Genomic DNA, 18,211 nt, shown 5'->3' on the forward strand with positions numbered 1-18,211 from the left:
AAATCCCATATAATAACACCAATACATAATATTAATAAGGAGGACATTATACCAATGAACTGGATGCATAAACTTCCGTTAAAACAAAGAATTGTTGCCGGATGTTACCTCGTTGCCGCACTATTTGCCATTCCTGTTTTAGTTACTTTTATGATCTTAGGCAACATTATTTTGGGTATTGTTCTAATCGTCGTTCTTGCTGCTTTAACCTTCCCAGTGGCCCGCTTTATCGAGAGAACGCTTACATCTTCTTTTGATGACATCGCGAATGTATCTCATAGTATTTCAAAAGGGGATTTTACAAGTAGAGCCGACGAGAACGGGTCTATGGGGGACGTAAGTCGTTCCTTTAATACTATGATTGACAAGCTCAAGAAGATTTTGACAGAAGCATCACAAATCACTCGTCAAGTTATGGATGCAAGCCGTGGAATCGAAGATAAGAATCAGAATTTGAAAATTGTCATGGCACAGGTAGCCTCTTCGTCTAACGAGCTAGCTCTTGGTGCAAATGAAATATCTACGGATATCGCTGAAATGACAGAATCCATTAAAGATATTGAGAATAAAGTATCCAATTATACGAACTCAACAAAAGAAATGAACAGACGTTCAATACATACATTAGAGCTAGTTGAACAAGGACGCCAATCCGTTGATACGCAAGCTGAAGGCATGCGTAAAAACATCCAGGCTACTCAAAAAGTAGCTGACACTATCGAAGCCCTTTCTCAAAATGCTCGCGGAATTACGATGATCACAAAGACCATCACTGAGATCGCTGAACAGACCAACCTGTTATCACTAAATGCTTCCATCGAAGCAGCACGTGCAGGAGAACATGGTCGAGGATTTGCTGTAGTCGCACAGGAGGTTCGCAAGCTCGCTGAAGAATCAACGGCTTCAACGAAGGAAGTCTTTGGCTTGGTTCGGAGCATCGAAACTGATATTAAACAAGCGATTGATAATATCGCTATCAACGAAGAAGTCGTACAGGTACAGAATGAGATGATCACTCAATCTGCTCATATCTTTGCTCAAATCGTGCAAAGTGTACAGTATATTACCGAGCAGATCTCCTCCTTCTCTGCCGAAAGTGATCTTATGTTGGAAAGTGCATTGAAAATCTCTAGTGCAATCGAGAATATCTCTGCGATCACGCAGCAAACCGCTGCCGGCACCGAAGAAGTATCAGCCGCTATGAATGAACAAATTAATGCCCTGCAGTCCGTTGCAGAAGAAACTGAGAAAATGACTCAGGCTGTATTTAATCTACAAAAGACGATCCATATTTTCAAGTTTTAAGTGACGTCCAAATCATATAAACAAATTCAAAAACTGCCCCTAAGCTTAGGCTTAGTAGCAGTTTTTTTATATCTATTATTTCATAGGTTCGACAAGACTTTCGTCAAAATTCGAGTTAATTTGCGATAATATATTGACAAAGAGTGTCTAGGAATATATTGTAAAGGAAAATTCTTCTTATAAATTTTTAAATTAATATTGGCAAAATCTTCGAAAGAGGATGACGCAAAACCATGGATCTACAGCCTCATTTTTAATCTGAGGCCATGACTGCCAGGTTGCTGAAAACCAAGACGACTGGACTTTTGTTCAGTCTCTATGGCGATTTATGCTACCAACCTGTGCCCTATTTTAGAGCACAGGTTTTCTAGTGTTTGGTTTTAAAATAACAATCAACTTGTGAGGTGTATTTTTTGAAGACAGTCGCAGATTACATGTCGGAAGCACTACGGAACCTTGGAGTTACCCATTCCTTTGGTATCATCGGAAAATCCATTTGTCCTATCGTTCTTAAAATGGTAGATTACGGTATTGAATTTATCCCTGGAAGACATGAAAGCAGCTCAGGCTTCGAAGCGGCCGGATATGCGCTGAAAACTGGAAAACTAGGTGTAGCTTTTGGTACTTCAGGTCCTGGTGGAACAAACCTATTAACTGCAGCAGCACATGCTAAGGCTAACAACCTACCTGTCCTATTTATTACTGGCCACCAATCTATTAAAGAGCTTGGAATTCCCCAATGTCAGGACTCCACCTCTTTTCTAGCGGATTTAGCTGATATGTTTAGACCTGCCACCTTATATAGCAAGCTTATTGAACGTGGAGATCACTTTAGCACAATCTTTAATCATGCCATATCCATTGCTTTGAGCGGTAATCGTGGTCCCGTTCACCTTTGTATTCCCTTTGATGTACAAACGGAATTACTAGAGGAATGTAATATTGTAATCCCTGAACGCGAATCACTGGTTAGCCATGCTAATATCGACCGTGTACTAGATGCTATAAATAACTCAAAGAATCCAATTATTATCGCGGGTAAAGGCGTTAACCGCTCAGGAGCACATAGTGAGCTAATTCAATTAGCGGAAACATTTAATATTCCTGTAGTTACATCTCCAGGTGGTAAAGGGGCTTTAGCTTGGGATCATCCACTCTATCACGGTCCAATTGGAGTAGGCGGTTGTACCCATGGGGATGACTTGCTGAATCAAAGTGATCTATTTATCGTTCTCGGGTCACGTTTAAGTGATATGACTATTTGTAATCTTAAAAGGGAAAATCACCCGGCAACATTAATTCAGTTTGATAGTGATCCGACTTTTGTCGGAAAAATATTGTTCTCTAAGACGATTCCAGTGACTGGAGATCTACGCGACAATCTAGTTTGCTATCTCAATAACATTAACACGAACAACATCACAAAACGCGAAGCACCGATAAATTCCGGATATACCGAAGAACCTCCGATTTTACCAAACCTTTCACTTGCATCGGTCTTGAGTACGATGAGTGATTTGATTCCTTATAACAGCACAGTCTTTGTTGATGATGGAAGTCACGGTTTCCATGCTGCGAAATGGTACAAGGTTAAGAAACCTGGCAGTTTTGTCTTCGATGCTTACTTTGCTTGTATGGGTAATTCCATCGGGATGGCAATTGGTGCAAAGGTTGCTGCTCCAGAAGAAACGATCTTCTGCATTACAGGAGACGGCTGCTTTATGATGCTAGGCGCAGAGATTAACGCTGCTGTCTGCAAGGATATTCCTGTCATATTCATTGTTGTGAATAATAAACAGCTAGATATGGCTCTAAAAGGTATGGAAAAAACTACAGGACGTATTGACGGAACGATCTACGAAGTCCCTATGGACGCTGTGAAATTCGCAGAATCACTAGGTGCTACGGGTTATAAATGTGAGACAGCTGAGGAGTTCGAAACAGCTATCAAGGACGCTGTTGCCATCAACCGTGTTGCCGTCATTGAACTGCTAACAGACCGTGATGAGGTCCCTCCGACTGCTCATCGTACTTTGAACCTAAATTAGGAGGTCAATTATGAAAGACAATGTAAACAGTGGTCTGAACCACTTCACGAATCTCTCAGGAGACTACGGAGCTAAGGCACTGGCTCCGATTAAAGAACATTTCCCCGATTTGGCTGAATTTATTATGGGGAATGCCTACGGCGATATTTTTCAACGCAACACAATCGAAGCTGACTGGAAGGAAATCGCAGTTATCTCTGCCCTGATTTCGATGGGTCAGTTTGATCAATTGGGTGTTCATTATGTCATGGCTCTTCGTGTGGGAGTCACTGTAGAACAACTCAAAGGGATTCTATTACACTTAGTACCCGCAATAGGGGCACCTAGAATCATTACCGCTTTTAATATCCTTCTCGAAACGATTGAAGAAATAAAGTAACTATATGCCGGATGGCAAAATGTAGCATTTGTTATTGAATATTAAATGTTGCAACACAAAAAGCGGCAGGCCAAGGATAATCCTTAGCTTGCCGCTTTTTGTGTTAATCTGTGATGGGGACTTTAGGACTCACTGGCAAAGGACAAACCTTTCTCCGTGAGCGCACTCCGTAATTGGTTAAGCGCCTTAGGTCCCATCCCGTGTAACTGCAGAAGCTCTGACTCAGTGAGCTTACTGATTTGGTGAATCTGTGTATACCCAGCACCATGGAGTGCTCGAAGCGCAGGCTTGGCCAATCCAGTCGGAAGATCTGATTCTGATTCGCCAAGCATTCCTGCAGGATCAGTTTCTATATTTCTGTTCTTAGACATATGCATCTCCTTGATCACTGATATCCTTCATGTTTCTCCCAGCCCATGGTACGCGCTACAGCGTCTTTCCAGGCGTTGTAACGTCGTTCACGCTCATCTATACCCATTACGGGTGAAAAGACCCTCTCAGCTTTGTTAAAGCTTTCTAGCTGCTCTCTTGTCCAGACTCCTGAGGTTAATCCAGCCAGAAGTGCTGCCCCCAGCGCAGTCGTCTCCGCATATGTAGTTCTAGTAACTTCACTACCGAGGATATCAGACTGGAACTGCATCAGCAAATCATTACGAACAGCTCCACCATCTACCCGAAGGCCGGTCAATGGCATGCCAGCGTCTTTTTCCATCGCCCCAATTACATCTCTAGACTGAAATGCTAGTGACTCTAACGTCGCTCTTACCAAATGCCCCGAGGTGGTTCCTCTAGTTAGACCGAAGACTGCTCCACGTGCATACATATCCCAATAAGGGGCACCTAGTCCAGTAAAAGCAGGCACGACGATAACCCCTTCACTGTCCTCTACTTCCCGTGCTTTATCTTCTGAGCCTGCCGGCTCCGTTATGAGTCCCAGCCCTTCCTGAAGCCATTGTACAGCCGCTCCGGCTACAAATACACTGCCTTCGAGCGCATAATAGAGTTCCTCTCCCATTCCCCAGGCCACAGTGGTCAACAGACCATGACTGGAGACAACGGCTTCCGTGCCTGTATTCATCAGAATAAAGCACCCAGTTCCATAGGTGTTTTTGGCACTGCCGGGTTCAAGACAAGTATGCCCAAACAAAGCAGCCTGTTGATCTCCCAATACAGAGTGAATAGGGATTTCTGCACCGAACCACTGTACATCTGCTGCTCCAAACTCACTACCGGACATTCTCACTTCTGGCAGGATGGAGTGTGGTACACGAAGCTCATCCATTAGCTCTTCATCCCAGCAGCGTTTATGAAGATTATATAGCATCGTACGTGATGCGTTGGTTACATCAGTGGCATGTACAGCTCCGCCAGTAAGCTTCCAGATTAACCAACTGTCTACCGTCCCAGCTAATAACTCGCCATTATTCGCACGCTCTCGGGCGCCTTCCACGTGATCAAGAATCCAGGAGAATTTGGTTGCAGAAAAATAAGCATCCACAACTAGTCCCGTCTTGTTAGCAATGAGTCTCTCTAACCCCTTACTCTTGATCTCTTCACATAGCTCTGCAGTACGTCTGTCCTGCCATACAATCGCAGGATAAATCGGCTTACCTGTTGCTCTATCCCAGATTAGGGCCGTTTCCCTCTGATTCGTAATACCAATAGAAAATATTTCCTGAGGCACAATTCCGCCCCGATTAATCGCCTCTCTTGCAGCTGCAAGCTGTGACGCCCAAATTTGCTCTGGGTCATGTTCCACCCAGCCAGGGCGGGGGAATGATTGTTCAACCTCATATTGTCCTTGTGAGACCATTCTAGCGTCCTTATCGAACAATATGGCTCGTGAACTGGTAGTCCCTTGGTCTAAAGATAAAATCATTTGATGGCCTCCCAAGCATAAACAATGAGATATGTTCCACGATGAACAAGATTAATGTGTTCGTTTCAACAAAAAGCACCTCTGCTGTCAGAGGCGCTATCACACATTGTGTTTGGAATTACTGTTTTTCGACAGGAAGTCTTAGGGTAAAGGTAGTGCTCTCACCCAATTTACTGGAAGCTGTAATGGTTCCATGATGCGACTCAACAATATTTTTAACAATCGCAAGCCCAAGTCCCGTTCCACCTGACTCTCCACGTACACGTGCCTTATCGGCCTTGTAGAAACGGTCAAATATATACGGCAGGTCTTCCTGAGGAATACCAACGCCTTCATCCTGAATTTTAATTTCAAAATAGCGACGTCCTTCTAAGACACAAGTTCCTGTATGAACTGTGATCTTCTTACCGCCCTGTGTATGACGAAAAGCATTATCTAGCAAGTTCGTTAAGACCTGCTCCAGCTTATCTTCATCCGCAGCCTTAAGAACAAGGACATCGCTCTCTTTGTTTAGCTGCAGATGAATATTACGCTCTTTAGCACGTACGGAAAATTTACGGTACACACGTTCAAGCAGTTCATTCACATCTACCTCTGCCTTCAACATATCCGTGTGTCCGGCTTCCATTCGCGCAAGGTCGAGTAAATCCTTTACAAGACGTCCCATACGGAGTGATTCATCATGAATGACCTGAATCAGTTCACTGCTTTCCTCTGGTGAAGAAGCCATGCCATCAAGTAAAGCCTCACTATAACCTTGCATCATCGATAATGGCGTCCGAATCTCATGAGAAACGTTTGCCACGAAGTCACGGCGCATTTTTTCGAGTCGAACTTCTTCAGTCACATCACGCAGAACAGCAACCACCCCACGAATGCTACCCTCAGAATATAATGGAGCCATATGGACGGACCACACACCCTGCCGGACATGTACATTAGAACGCTCATCGCCGCCTTGTTTCAACGTACTCAAAAATAAAGGACGCAGGGGAGGTGGAACATTACTCTCAGCCGTTTCCGAATGAGGTTCAATATCACTCTCTTGTTCCCACTCTAAATCGCTCCAGCTCTCAAGAAGCGATTGACCATGCGGATTGGTCAGAATAATCTGGCCTAGGGTGTCAAAGGTGATTACAGCATCACTCATGCTGCGTAATACACTGGATAGATGACCCTTCTCATGGTGCAGACTGCGGATATTCTCTTCCAACTCCTCAGCCATATGGTTGAAGGAAGTCGCCAATTGACCGATTTCGTCGCTCGTGACAAGCGTCAGCCTTGTTCCGTATTCACCACGTCGAATATTGTTTGCAGCCTCGATGACACGTTGCATCGGTTGAGTGATCTTGGTAAACAAGAACAACGCGAAGAATGTCGTCAAAGAAAATCCGATCATGCATGTATACATAAATAAACGTTTTATATCACCGGAATTGGCAAAGTTACTGTCGATATAGGGAAGTAGAAACAACCCGAGTGTAATCAGTACGACAGCGACCAGGCAGATGATCGTAACCCACAGCTTGCCGACAAGACTTCTCCAGAAGTTCACTTATTTAGGTACCTCAAGTTTGTAGCCTACACCCCATACGGTAGTTATCATCGCCGCGGATTCCGGTGATACCTTATTCAGTTTTTCACGAAGACGTTTAACATGGGTATCTACAGTACGCAAATCTCCGAAAAACTCATAATTCCAAACATCTTTAAGCAATTCTTCACGAGAGAATACTTTATCCGGCGAAATCGCCAAATAATGCAGCAGTTCGTATTCTTTAGGTGTCAGACTCACTTCTTCACCGCCAGCAGTAACCCGGTGTGCGTCATGCTCAATAATAAGATGAGTAAATACAATGTTATTACTGGAGTTGCTCTCTTTGGACAAAAATGCAGTTGCCGAAGAACGGCGCATAATGGCCTTCACGCGATAAATCACTTCGCGAGGGCTAAATGGCTTCACGACATAGTCATCAGCACCCATCTCAAAGCCCTGTACACGATTAATCTCTTCGCCTTTAGCTGTAAGCATTAAGACTGGTGTTGACTTGACCCCTCTGAGTCGGGTCAGCACTTCCATTCCATCAATGCCAGGCAGCATAACATCCAGCAAAATCAGACCGTAGTCATTTGCAGTTGCTTTACGAAGAGCGATTTCTCCATCTTCTGCTTCATCGATTTCATAACCTTCTTTTTCAAGATACATCTTAAGCAGGCGGCGAATGCGTTCTTCATCATCCACTACCAGAATTCTGTTTAAATGATCTGCCATTTCACAACAACCCCTTCATCAAATACAGTAGAACGTAACCTTAAATCCATTGTGCTGTGTTAGCAGGTAAACTATGCTCAGTCCGTCCCCGCATAAGAATGAAGTCCGGCGATGACTAGATTAACGCCAACTAAGGTAAACATTACGACTAAAAAGCCTAGAACAGCAAGCCAGGCAGATTTTCGCCCTTGCCATCCACGAGCTAATCGTAAATGAAGATAAGCACTGTAGAAGAGCCAAGTAACGAGTGCCCAGACTTCTTTGGGGTCCCATCCCCAGAATCTTCCCCAGGCAATTTGCGCCCATATCATTGCAAAAATCAAAGCGCCTAATGTGAAAATAGGAAAGCCAATGGCTATCGCCCTATACGTAATCTCATCTAGATCGCCTTCATCAATTCCCTCCATTACCGGGTGAATCGCTGCACCTAGTGGCTTACGTACGATCAAGCGAAGAATTCCGTAAAGGAGTAATCCTGAAAGAATCGACCAGATTACAGTATTAAACTTCCGGCCAGCATTCACACCATTCATCCATGAAGGAGCTTCAAAGAGAGGTTCTTTCATGCCAAGAAACGACTGGAAGCTTTCAATTTCGCTATTGTGAGGGGCCACAATCGGCGGCATTCGATAACTCACTTTCTCTATTGTACTATTTTCCTGCCCTGCGCTGTCAATCGTAACGTTGGGACGGACAAAAACAGTCTCATAGCCTGCTCCGCGGAAAGCAAAAACTGAACCCAGAAACCCAATTATAACAATGATTGAAAAGAGAGTAAATTCAATCAGCCTTTGTTGTTTACGATCCACCTTTTCTTTACTGGAAAAATTAACAGTCCGCAGCAGATACATCAGCCCTGCCGCAAATCCTACTGCGAAAAAGGACTCACCCAGCGCTGCCAGGGTTACGTGAATCTTGAGATAGTTCGATTGCAGGGATGGAATTAACGGCTGAACCTCCTGTGGAAAAACAGCTGCGTATGCCATCACAATAATACTAATTGGAACTGCAAACAGCCCGAGAATAACCTTACGATAGATCGCATACATCACTGTAAAGGCTACCATAACCATCATAGATAAGAAAGTCATGAACTCATACATATTGCTGACTGGAATATGCCCTGAACCAGCCCAGCGTGTAAAGAAATAAATAAGATGAAAGATAAGACCTATAGAAGATACAATAAAAGCTATTTTACCCCATCGAGCAGTATGCTCCTCTGGCTTGCGGCCCGACCACTTGCGACCCATGATAGCGATAGTGAATAACATAAACGACCCGCTGTATAATAAGAATGCGGCAATAAAGACAGCACTGCTGATATCGAGCAAGCTCATGTAAGGCCTCCTCCATTATCTATTGATTTTTCATCGACTACCATATCTACTTTTTCTAAAATAGAAACGATCTCACGGCGGAAACCGAACCAATTCTTGTTCGTATGTCCTCCGAGTATTAGCTCTCCGTTTACAACGGTAAGCCAGATGCGTCTATGCTGCCAGTAGAATCCAAGGATTAAGCCCAGCATCACAATTGCTGCACCTAACCATACAAAAGGCATTGCACGATCAATACGTATATTCAAGTATGTAGTCGATTCCGAAAAATCAACATCGCTCATGTTGTCCACTTCAAGCTCAAGAAATCTATTGCTGCCGCCAAGCTTATCATTAATAGCAATCTGCTGAAACTGAGACTTATCTACCTGCTTAGGAAAATAGAAGTACTGCTGACCTTCCGCTGGCAAATTCGGTCCTTGAATCAAGAACAAGAATGCTGGTGCATTCGGATACGGCGACTTAGATATCGGCTGCCCATCCTCATTTAGTCCAAAATCCATATATTTCTCTTTTAAAGTCATCGTATATGGTCCCGCTGTTATCGTACGCTGCGGATTCTTCATATCCAGTTTAAATTTACCGTATGTCTCCCCTGTGGTGGAATTCTTAAGTACAGGCTGTACGGAACGCAGCACAGGCGTTAAATCATAATCAAACTGATACGCTTTCAATCCTTTATAATCCAAAGGTGAGTTTACTTGGATATCATGTGTTGTCACCTCGGCAAGCTGCGGTTCCTTAGTAGGGTCTCCGCAATCTGCGGTACATTTATATAGCACTGCTTTAGTTTGGAATAATTTTGGAAGGATTTTTTTGCCTCGAAACTCCTCAGGCATCTCTTCATCTGTATAGAACTCTACGGTGAATTTCTCGTTTTTTAAATAGTAGGTCGTATCCGGAATCTGTGTAATCTCCCCTTGCGGGAAAGCTAGATGCTGATCCATGTTGAGACCCGGCAATCCTCTTGCCAATACAGCAAGTAAAAAAATAATCAAACCAATATGTATTACGTAAGGTCCCCAGCGGCTGAAACGGTGCTTCTCTGCTAGCAGAGCTCCTCCATCTGTTTTGACTCGGTAGCCCTTTTTACGCATAGGTTGAACCACCCGAGCAACCCAAGCTTCTGGTTCTTCTTGCACTTCAGTGACTAGCACGGCCTTTTGCCGAGTTAAGAACTGACGATGCTTTCGAATCTTCTGTCTAGTTAATGCCTTATATAGCGGAAGTACTCTGTCCAAACTACAAATGACAAGTGAAGCGCCAATCATTACGAGTAGAGTTACAAACCACCAGGATTCGTATGTATGTGAAAGTCCAAGCTTATAGTAGATGTCTCCTGCTGTTCCATACTCCTGCTTATAATAACTAGATGCATCAATATTAAGAAAAGTACTCTCCTGAGGAAATATCGTGCCCAGCATAGAGCCTAACAGTGTCAATACGATTAGATAAATCGCTATTTTGACGGATGAAAAAAAGTTCCATACGCGATCAATCATGCCTGGATTAACGCGCTGCGAACGACGGGCTACACCGTCATAACGCATTTCCAGATTCTCGCCCCAGTCCGATTCTTTACCAAGCGGTTTTCCGCATGCTTCGCACAGAACAGTACCTACAGGATTCTGGTGGCCGCATTCACATTTGGTATTGGTTATAAAAGCCTCGCGTTCACTCATCAATCCACCAGCTTCCCAATTTGATCTTCTAGTGAATCTAAATCAAGCTGGCCGATATGAATGCTGTCAATTTTACCCTTTGGATTAATAAAGAAAGTAGTTGGAAGTGGAGAAATACCATAACTTCGCACAGCATCTCGTCCCGTGTCCATCAGAATCGGAAAATCAATGTCGACCTGCTTCACAAAATTCTCGACAGTCATCTGATCTTCACCTACATTGATTCCTATAACGACTACATCCTTATCCTTCCATTTCTCCCATTGTGCTTGGAGCGCCGGCATTTCTTTTACACATGGTGTGCACCATGAGCCCCAGAAATTCAGCACAATAGCCTTACCCTTATACTCGTCTAATGTATGCCCAAGTCCATCTAGACCTAGCAAATCAATGGCAGGCGCTTTACTACCTTCCTCTGGCTTACCACTTCCACCAAATACGGAGGAGCCAATTGCATAACCACCCACTAGAACGATCAGAAACAGAATTACGATTTGAATTGGTTTTCTCGCTTTACCCACATGTAAAGCCCCCTTCTGTGACGCAACTCATACTTATGTTGTAAGGTGTGAACATCCTATGAACATTATAGCGAATTTAGTCACAGTATTAGGGGGCTTAATTGTGAATATTCTGTGTCTTTATGACTCTTTACGTGGAGTTCTTTCTTTTAGCAATCCTGCTTTAGCAATTTGCTGCAGATGGTTAATTTCATCTTTGGTCAAATGACGGTAGGATCCGCGTTTAAGATTTTGCAGCATAATATCCCCGAAAGAAATCCGTTTCAGACGGATGACGGGGTGTGAAATCGCATCAAACATGCGTCGAACCTGACGGTTACGTCCCTCGTGAATCGTAATGCTGATTACCGCTTCTTTATTCACTTCATCGATATCTTTGTACTCTACTTCGGCAGGCGCTGTCATACCATCTTCCAGCTTGATCCCAGCCTTTAGCTTGTCCAGTGCAGTTCCGTGCGGTATACCCTTGACCGTAGCATGATACGTCTTAGGTACGTGATGCTTAGGATGGGTAAGCAAGTTAGCGAAATCCCCATCGTTCGTTAACAGCAGCAAACCTTCCGTATCGTAGTCCAGACGGCCTACAGGGTAAACCCGTTCTGTAATTCCTTTAAGGTAGTCTGTTACAACCTTACGACCCTTTGGATCGGAAGCACTTGTAATTACTCCTTTAGGTTTGTTGAACATAATGTAGATTTTGTTCTCGCCCCGGATCAGTCTACCGGAGACTTTAATAATATCTGTTGCGGGGTCCACCTTCGTGCCAAGCGTAGTTACGAGTTCCCCGTTGACTTCCACTTTACCGGCCAAAATCATTTCTTCACACTTACGTCTGGACGCCACACCGGCCTGCGCCAAAATTTTCTGTAATCTTTCCATTTTCGACTAGTCACCTCAGATTAATGATAACCATCAGAGGGATAAATCACAAGTTCATTCCATGGAAAAAATGCTCCTGGGCAGTATTTATTGTGGGGTTCGATGATTAAAGGGGAGATTTGGTAGCGCTCTACCAATTCTAGAATGAGTTTACCCGTTGCAAATAGCTGTTCCTTCCTGCCAGATAATGGAGGAATTCCATCTTCCCTGCTGAAATCACCTTCCAAGCAGATGTGAATATACTCCGGATCGGTCAGCAGCGGTGCCGCGTAAATGGCTCCGTCCACTCCAACCCAGAAATCAAAACCTTTGCCGTTAATGGAAGTACAGCGAGACTGGTGCAGAATAAAACCTTTATAAATCATAGCGGATTGCCTCCCTCCACATTGCTGAATTAGCATATGTTGAGGAAGGATAGGGGGTGACGCCGCCTACCCAAAAAGCAGGAGACAGACCGCGATCGCTGCAACGAAGCCAACGACATCGGAGAACAGACCTACCTTAAGTGCGTAGCGGCCGTTCCGCACGCCTACGGCGCCAAAATAAACTGTTAATACATAGAGTGTTGTATCCGTACTGCCCTGTATGGTAGAGGCAATCATGCCGATTAGAGAATCTGGACCATGAACGCGAATCAGGTCTGTGGTATAAGCTAGCGAGCCTGTCCCTGTGAGGGGCCGCAGAAGGCCAAGTGGCAGTACCTCTGGAGGGACGCCAAGCCCTTGAAGAGCAGGAGATATAAATCCCATGAGGAAGTCGAGTGCACCCGATGCACGAAAAACGCTGATCGCTACAAGCATCCCCACGAGATGGGGAATAATCGCGATTGCCGTACCAAACCCATCCTTTGCCCCTTCAACAAACGACTCATATACTGGGACTTTTCGCGTATAAGCATAGAGCGGGATGAACGTAATCATGACCGGAATCGCCCATGCCGATATGAGACTGATTAACTGGTACAAGTCATGCTCACCCTTTCAAAGAAGAATTAGACAGCGACGTCTTCGCCAATGAGGCAGAACCAGACTTTGCTGATGGTGGCTTTGGAGGTTTGCGCAGCATTGTCATCCTTCGGAAGAATCGGTCAGCCGCTATCGCCGCAAGGGTCGCCACAGCTGTTGCGGCGAGGGTCGTGCCTACTATTCCCGCAGGATCTGCCGAATTGTAATTCAATCGAATCGCAATTAATGTCGCGGGAATAAGCGTAATGCTTGCCGTGTTAAGCGCAAGCAAGGTACACATAGCTGGCGTGGCCGTATCTTTATCAGGATTGAGCTTCTGTAGCTCCTGCATCGCCTTGATCCCCATAGGTGTAGCCGCATTGCCTAGTCCAAGCAAGTTAGCGCTCATGTTGGAGAGGATATAACCGATCGCAGGATGACCCTTCGGTACATCTGGAAAGAGGAAGGATACAATTGGACCAAGTATCTTGGCTATTTTTTTAAGCAAACCAGCATCCTCTGCGATCCGCATAATTCCAAGCCAGAATACAAGCACACTTATTAAACCGAAACTTACTGTAACCCCACTCTTAGCTCCGTCGAATACGGCGGCTGTAAATTCATCCATTCTGCCGTTAACGGCGGCGAACAGAAAACCGATGATGATCATTCCTAGCCAAATCCCGTTAATCATGGATACGCCTCCCTCTTCATTATTCAGCCTATCTGCTTACTTGGAGCTTTCCCCCAATTTTAATAAAGCCTTCAGTGCACTTCCTAAAGCCTGAAACCAATTATCTGCAGGATAAGTGTGGGCTTGGGTTGCACTATATTTTTTAGTATAAGCGGATTCCTCAGGTGGTAAGGACTCTCGTGTATACACCGGAACCCGGCCTATTTCTTTGTCACCTAGATTTAGAACGAGAACCCCTTGCAGTCCAAAGTTTGATCTTACAGTTTTAGCTGATGCTGCAGGCATCTGATTTAGGACAAGTTTGGTGGTCACTCTATCCTGTTCGCCTTGTCCGAGAGGATAGGCAAATTTTTTAGCTGTCACGAAGTCATAACCGCTTACAGGATCCTCACGTTCGATCAATGTCCTAAGCGGATAGTGATTAAACCCGAAGTTTAGTAATGAAGCATGATCATTCCAGTCGTCGCCATCATTTATAGTCACTGCGACAAGCTGCTGACCGTTTCTAGTCGCCGAGCTGACAAGGCAGCGTAGCGCTTTTTTGGTATACCCTGTCTTTACACCGTCCGCTCCCTCATATAAGTACAGCATTTTATTCTTGTTTCTCCATTTGTAATTCCACTTCTCATTTGGATTGTCTGCAGTTTTCTCCTGCGTCTTCACTATTTGCTTAAATACAGGATTATGAAGAGCATAAGCCGTCAGAACGGCTAAGTCGTTAGCACTCGAATAATGGCCTTCAGCATCAAGACCATGCGGATTAGCAAAATGAGTATTCTTCAATCCTAGCTCCTCAGCCTTATTGTTCATCAGGTATACAAACCCTTCTTCAGATCCGCCAATATGTTCAGCAATCGCTGTTGCCGCATCATTCCCTGAGCGCAGCATTAGACCATACAACATATTTTCCAGCGTCATCTCTTCTCCTTGCTGTAAATAAATTGAGGAGCCTTCTTTGGCGAAGGCATTTTTTCCAACTTTGACTTTGGAGGCTAAATCGCCATTCTCAATAGCGACGAGGGCGGTCATTATTTTAGTCAGGCTGGCAATAAGCATAGGCTCATCTCCTCGACTGCTATACAGAATACGCCCGGATTCCACATCAATCAGCGCTGCTGCCCTTGCATGCGTAGATATGGAGCTGTTCTCCGCATGGATCAAGGTTAGCGGTGTCAGAAGAAACAACACAATGCTCAGTAATAAGGCGATTGGAAATTTACGGGTTATAGTCTTCATATTTATCCTCCGGATTCTTATCGGTTCTTAAGTAAAGTCATTCATTTCATGCTTATGTTGTACAAGTGTATGCGGACCAGCCTTAGGGTATGTCCTCTCCACACAAAAAGGGACACCGCCTGATGTAAGGCGATATCCCCGAGGCTATTTGAACAATTATGTGTACCTAATGTGTTGAAGATTGGGATGTACTTGGATCGGGTTTAGCAGGTGCTTGTGATGCTTGTGATGCTTGTGCTTGTGGTGCTTGTGTAGCAGTTGACCCAGCTTGACCTGAAGAACTGCTGCTGCTTTGGAACATGGTCTGGATTTTATCGATTAGCCCAGGCGTGGCATCGATAATTTTTTCGAACAAATGCGTTTGATTGTCGAGTGGCACAATGTTTACCCCATCCTTACCAACCACTAGAAAAGCAATTGGTCTAATGGAGACACCGCCCCCACTACCGCCACCAAAAGGAAGCATTTTGACACCGCCTTGGGAGCTGGATCCACTTATAGAATCCTCTACTCGATAATCACTACCCCCTGCAGCAAATCCAAAGGCCACTTTACTAATCGGGAGAATAATACTACCGTCAGGTGTTTGTACCGGATCTCCAACAATCGTATTAACATCTACCATACCCTTGATATTTTCCATCGCTGTTTGCATTAGGCCCTGAATAGGATGGTCGCTCATATTGTTTCCTCCTTTGATTGAGTACGATTTCTCATGCTTCTACAGCGCTTATCATCCCCACATCCACACATTTGTATGTAACTTTCATTCTAAACTTTGCCCATGAGGCTCCCTGCGCATCCGTTTTAGTAACTTTCTCCAATTACTGATTCCCCCTGTCTCTCTCAAGACACGTAGAAGGAGCTTCATTGATGCGTATACGGCATAGGAAACGGACATTTTACCCTCACATACGAACTCCATTGAAAAAGAAGGCTCATCTTGAAAAACAGGCTTCACAAACACTCGTGGATTGTATTTCAATTTGACCCACTGCGAAATAAATCCAACGATGCTCCACTTCAATCCCCATACGGCCCCTGATACTATGGCTGTGTCAGCTGCATCACCAAGTGAGAAATCCGTGGACCAGTCGAGCTTTGATATTTTGACATGAGATACGGTTTCCTTAAACCATTTTTTCAATCCGCGTGTAGACTTCACTGCTAGTTGTATATTGTCCCGCCAGTGCTCAAATCTTTTTTTATCGAATTGCTCTTCCTTTACAGTATCAACACCTGTAGTCGCGGATCCCGTCTCTTTAAACTTCCCGATCACACCTTGCTCCAATCCTTTAAAGACCAATCGGGGCAGTTCATAGTGGAGTTTGATTAGACCAAAAAGAGTCTTAACATCTAACTCGAGCAGATCATTTTTGTCATGTTTATAGCACCGGATGCGGAAATCGATAGATGAAGACAGAACCAGGATCATTGCCAACACCAGCAATCCGAGGGGAATTCCAAGCCATAACGTCACGTATTTACCTCCAAGAAACCGAAATAATGGGAACCTTTGGTTTAGTATGGCAATTTAAGCTGGAAAAAATTCGGGGTTTGGATAAAAAAGTGCCTCTTCAAAAAAATAGGGACAGCCCATAAACCATATGAATGGTTTATGGGCTGTCCCAGCAATATAAATAATTGCGGAATTACAAAAAAACTAAGGTTCCTCTATATCCTCGAACGTCATTTGAGTATCCAGCTTATTGAACAATAGCTGCGTTTCCTCTTCCAAATTATCCGTGGATTCGAAGTTTGATGGTTCTGGCAATTCATTCAGACTTGCAAGGCCAAAACTTTCCAAGAATGATTTAGTCGTGCCATACAAGATTGGACGTCCTACCGCTTCCGCACGACCTACCTCATGGATCAAATCCTTATTATTCAGCGTATGAATTGCACGTTCAGATTTCACACCTCGAATTTCTTCGATCTCCACCCGTGTAATCGGTTGACGATAAGCCACAATCGCCAATGTCTCTAATGCGGCTTGAGACAAAGTGGATCTAGATGGGGAATAAGCCAATCGCTCAAAATAATGGGCATGTTCAGGCAATGTAGCCAGCCGGTAATTCCCGGCAATTTGGACTACCTGTAACCCCCGCTCCTGAGTCACATAATCCTCTTTCAGTTCTTCTAATGCTCCAGCCGCAAGCTCTGGCCGCTGCTCCGTAATCTCGGCGACTTGCCGTACGGAGATTCCTTCATCACCTGATAGAAACAACAGGCCTTCAATAATCGATTTCAGCGTTTTGTAATCCATTGAAGTGTTCTCCTCCTCTCCACTCCATTACGATGTCTTCAAACAATTTCTCTTGGTAGCAAAAAATCGCCTTCATTTTCATTAGTTCCAGAATCGCAAGAAAAGTAACTACAATTTCGTGTCGCGCCATTTCATCGTGAAGCAGTGCTGAGAAATGGAGCCTTCCGCCCTTTCCTCTGCGCTGCAGCGCATCCGATACATCACGTATACGATCTTTTACCGATATTTCGTCCCGGGTGATCCGCTGGTAAGAAGACCTTCTTGCCGCCTTACTTAGTGCTTTACGGAAAGCAGCTATAAGGTCGGAAGTATGTAGTCCTTTTAGCGTATGGTCGATCTCTTCAGGCACGAATGGACCCAGATCCTCCGGTTCCTTCGTAAAAATCAAGCTCCGCTCGCTCTCCATATCCATTAAATGAACAGCAATACTCTTGAATTTACGATACTCAATCAGTCGCTGAACGAGCTCAGCTCGTGGATCAAATTCATCTTCCTCGTAATATTCAAAATCATCGATCTCAATGACCGGTGGTTTGGGCAGCAATAGCTTGCTCTTTATAGATAATAGGGTTGCAGCCATCACGAGAAATTCACTCGTAATATCCAGTTCAAGCTCCTGCATACTTCGCAGGTATTCCATATACTGTTCGGTGATCTCGGCGACCGGAATGTCCTGGATGTCGATTTCCGCCTTATCAATTAAATGCAAAAGCAGATCCAGCGGACCTTCAAACGTTTCCAGCTTGTACAATACAGTCACGAAGCA

19 protein-coding genes and 1 riboswitch are annotated in these 18,211 nt (G+C 44.5%); of the genes, 3 read left to right on the forward strand and 16 right to left on the reverse strand.

Going from position 1 to position 18,211, the window contains the following annotated elements:
• Window positions 1–54 precede the first annotated feature (54 nt).
• From NST74_RS20360 to NST74_RS20370, 3 genes are all read left to right on the forward strand, one after another.
• Window positions 55–1,305 (forward strand): methyl-accepting chemotaxis protein, encoded by a 1,251-nt coding sequence (locus NST74_RS20360; protein ID WP_042129618.1) that lies wholly within the window; start codon window positions 55–57, stop codon window positions 1,303–1,305.
• Window positions 1,306–1,495: 190 nt separating this feature from the next.
• Window positions 1,496–1,591, forward strand: a riboswitch (cyclic di-GMP riboswitch).
• Between the two features lie 118 nt (window positions 1,592–1,709).
• Window positions 1,710–3,353, forward strand: a complete 1,644-nt coding sequence (locus NST74_RS20365) for a thiamine pyrophosphate-binding protein (RefSeq protein ID WP_341114118.1) — start codon at window positions 1,710–1,712, stop codon at window positions 3,351–3,353.
• Window positions 3,354–3,363: 10 nt separating this feature from the next.
• Window positions 3,364–3,732: a carboxymuconolactone decarboxylase family protein gene (locus NST74_RS20370; protein ID WP_042129622.1), complete on the forward strand. Its 369-nt coding sequence runs from the start codon at window positions 3,364–3,366 to the stop codon at window positions 3,730–3,732.
• A gap of 122 nt (window positions 3,733–3,854) precedes the next feature.
• Here NST74_RS20370 and NST74_RS20375 read toward each other — a convergent pair whose 3' ends face one another.
• The 16 genes from NST74_RS20375 to NST74_RS20450 all read right to left on the reverse strand — a co-directional run bounded on the left by NST74_RS20375 (window position 3,855) and on the right by NST74_RS20450 (window position 18,205).
• Entirely contained in the window at window positions 3,855–4,103 is a 249-nt protein-coding gene (locus tag NST74_RS20375; RefSeq protein ID WP_341114120.1) for a DNA-binding protein, read from the reverse strand.
• A gap of 14 nt (window positions 4,104–4,117) precedes the next feature.
• A complete protein-coding gene (glpK, locus tag NST74_RS20380; RefSeq protein ID WP_341114123.1) occupies window positions 4,118–5,611 on the reverse strand; it encodes a glycerol kinase GlpK in 1,494 nt (497 codons plus the stop codon).
• Window positions 5,612–5,729: 118 nt separating this feature from the next.
• Window positions 5,730–7,166 carry an ATP-binding protein gene (locus tag NST74_RS20385; protein WP_341114125.1) on the reverse strand — a complete coding sequence of 479 codons (1,437 nt, stop codon included), beginning with the start codon at window positions 7,164–7,166 and terminating at the stop codon, window positions 5,730–5,732.
• Window positions 7,167–7,883 carry a response regulator transcription factor gene (locus NST74_RS20390; protein ID WP_036676174.1) on the reverse strand — a complete coding sequence of 239 codons (717 nt, stop codon included), beginning with the start codon at window positions 7,881–7,883 and terminating at the stop codon, window positions 7,167–7,169.
• A gap of 77 nt (window positions 7,884–7,960) precedes the next feature.
• The gene (ccsA, locus tag NST74_RS20395; protein WP_042129629.1) at window positions 7,961–9,223 is read right to left on the reverse strand and encodes a cytochrome c biogenesis protein CcsA; all 1,263 of its coding nucleotides are present in this window, start codon (window positions 9,221–9,223) and stop codon (window positions 7,961–7,963) included.
• Entirely contained in the window at window positions 9,220–10,905 is a 1,686-nt protein-coding gene (resB, locus tag NST74_RS20400) for a cytochrome c biogenesis protein ResB (RefSeq protein ID WP_341114126.1), read from the reverse strand. The genes ccsA and resB overlap by 4 nt, the downstream gene beginning before the upstream one ends.
• Window positions 10,905–11,426, reverse strand: a complete 522-nt coding sequence (locus NST74_RS20405) for a redoxin domain-containing protein (RefSeq protein WP_341114127.1) — start codon at window positions 11,424–11,426, stop codon at window positions 10,905–10,907. Before NST74_RS20405 ends, resB begins: the two co-directional genes overlap by 1 nt.
• Window positions 11,427–11,546: 120 nt before the next feature.
• Window positions 11,547–12,305 carry a pseudouridine synthase gene (locus NST74_RS20410; RefSeq protein ID WP_042129634.1) on the reverse strand — a complete coding sequence of 253 codons (759 nt, stop codon included), beginning with the start codon at window positions 12,303–12,305 and terminating at the stop codon, window positions 11,547–11,549.
• A gap of 20 nt (window positions 12,306–12,325) precedes the next feature.
• Complete coding sequence (locus NST74_RS20415; RefSeq protein WP_042129637.1) at window positions 12,326–12,670, reverse strand: N-acetylmuramoyl-L-alanine amidase; 345 nt, start codon at window positions 12,668–12,670, stop codon at window positions 12,326–12,328.
• 66 nt (window positions 12,671–12,736) lie between these two features.
• Complete coding sequence (locus tag NST74_RS20420; RefSeq protein ID WP_042129639.1) at window positions 12,737–13,225, reverse strand: spore maturation protein; 489 nt, start codon at window positions 13,223–13,225, stop codon at window positions 12,737–12,739.
• A gap of 52 nt (window positions 13,226–13,277) precedes the next feature.
• Window positions 13,278–13,943: a nucleoside recognition domain-containing protein gene (locus NST74_RS20425; protein ID WP_341114130.1), complete on the reverse strand. Its 666-nt coding sequence runs from the start codon at window positions 13,941–13,943 to the stop codon at window positions 13,278–13,280.
• A 36-nt stretch (window positions 13,944–13,979) separates the two neighbouring features.
• On the reverse strand, window positions 13,980–15,179 hold the full coding sequence (locus tag NST74_RS20430) for a D-alanyl-D-alanine carboxypeptidase family protein (RefSeq protein ID WP_341114131.1): 1,200 nt from the start codon (window positions 15,177–15,179) through the stop codon (window positions 13,980–13,982).
• A gap of 166 nt (window positions 15,180–15,345) precedes the next feature.
• Window positions 15,346–15,861 carry a GerW family sporulation protein gene (gene ytfJ / locus NST74_RS20435; protein ID WP_341114132.1) on the reverse strand — a complete coding sequence of 172 codons (516 nt, stop codon included), beginning with the start codon at window positions 15,859–15,861 and terminating at the stop codon, window positions 15,346–15,348.
• Between the two features lie 84 nt (window positions 15,862–15,945).
• The gene (locus NST74_RS20440) at window positions 15,946–16,659 is read right to left on the reverse strand and encodes a DUF2953 domain-containing protein (RefSeq protein ID WP_341114133.1); all 714 of its coding nucleotides are present in this window, start codon (window positions 16,657–16,659) and stop codon (window positions 15,946–15,948) included.
• 183 nt (window positions 16,660–16,842) lie between these two features.
• Complete coding sequence (gene scpB, locus NST74_RS20445) at window positions 16,843–17,445, reverse strand: SMC-Scp complex subunit ScpB (protein ID WP_042129648.1); 603 nt, start codon at window positions 17,443–17,445, stop codon at window positions 16,843–16,845.
• Window positions 17,414–18,205 carry a segregation and condensation protein A gene (locus NST74_RS20450; protein ID WP_042129650.1) on the reverse strand — a complete coding sequence of 264 codons (792 nt, stop codon included), beginning with the start codon at window positions 18,203–18,205 and terminating at the stop codon, window positions 17,414–17,416. Before NST74_RS20450 ends, scpB begins: the two co-directional genes overlap by 32 nt.
• Between the last annotated feature and the right edge of the window lie 6 nt (window positions 18,206–18,211).

The organism is Paenibacillus sp. FSL F4-0125 (genome assembly GCF_038008565.1).
GTDB lineage: Bacteria > Bacillota > Bacilli > Paenibacillales > Paenibacillaceae > Paenibacillus_AQ.

Excerpts from the sequence above, each read along its gene's own strand:
- NST74_RS20360 (WP_042129618.1), top strand. The coding sequence starts at position 55 with ATGAACTGGATGCATAAACTTCCGTTAAAACAAAGAATTGTTGCCGGA.
- NST74_RS20370 (WP_042129622.1), top strand. The coding sequence starts at position 3,364 with ATGAAAGACAATGTAAACAGTGGTCTGAACCACTTCACGAATCTCTCA.
- NST74_RS20375 (WP_341114120.1), bottom strand. The coding sequence starts at position 4,103 with ATGTCTAAGAACAGAAATATAGAAACTGATCCTGCAGGAATGCTTGGC.
- glpK (WP_341114123.1), bottom strand. The coding sequence starts at position 5,611 with ATGATTTTATCTTTAGACCAAGGGACTACCAGTTCACGAGCCATATTG.
- NST74_RS20390 (WP_036676174.1), bottom strand. The coding sequence starts at position 7,883 with ATGGCAGATCATTTAAACAGAATTCTGGTAGTGGATGATGAAGAACGC.
- ccsA (WP_042129629.1), bottom strand. The coding sequence starts at position 9,223 with ATGAGCTTGCTCGATATCAGCAGTGCTGTCTTTATTGCCGCATTCTTA.
- resB (WP_341114126.1), bottom strand. The coding sequence starts at position 10,905 with ATGAGTGAACGCGAGGCTTTTATAACCAATACCAAATGTGAATGCGGC.
- NST74_RS20410 (WP_042129634.1), bottom strand. The coding sequence starts at position 12,305 with ATGGAAAGATTACAGAAAATTTTGGCGCAGGCCGGTGTGGCGTCCAGA.
- NST74_RS20415 (WP_042129637.1), bottom strand. The coding sequence starts at position 12,670 with ATGATTTATAAAGGTTTTATTCTGCACCAGTCTCGCTGTACTTCCATT.
- NST74_RS20420 (WP_042129639.1), bottom strand. The coding sequence starts at position 13,225 with ATGATTACGTTCATCCCGCTCTATGCTTATACGCGAAAAGTCCCAGTA.
- NST74_RS20425 (WP_341114130.1), bottom strand. The coding sequence starts at position 13,943 with ATGATTAACGGGATTTGGCTAGGAATGATCATCATCGGTTTTCTGTTC.
- NST74_RS20430 (WP_341114131.1), bottom strand. The coding sequence starts at position 15,179 with ATGAAGACTATAACCCGTAAATTTCCAATCGCCTTATTACTGAGCATT.
- ytfJ (WP_341114132.1), bottom strand. The coding sequence starts at position 15,861 with ATGAGCGACCATCCTATTCAGGGCCTAATGCAAACAGCGATGGAAAAT.
- scpB (WP_042129648.1), bottom strand. The coding sequence starts at position 17,445 with ATGGATTACAAAACGCTGAAATCGATTATTGAAGGCCTGTTGTTTCTA.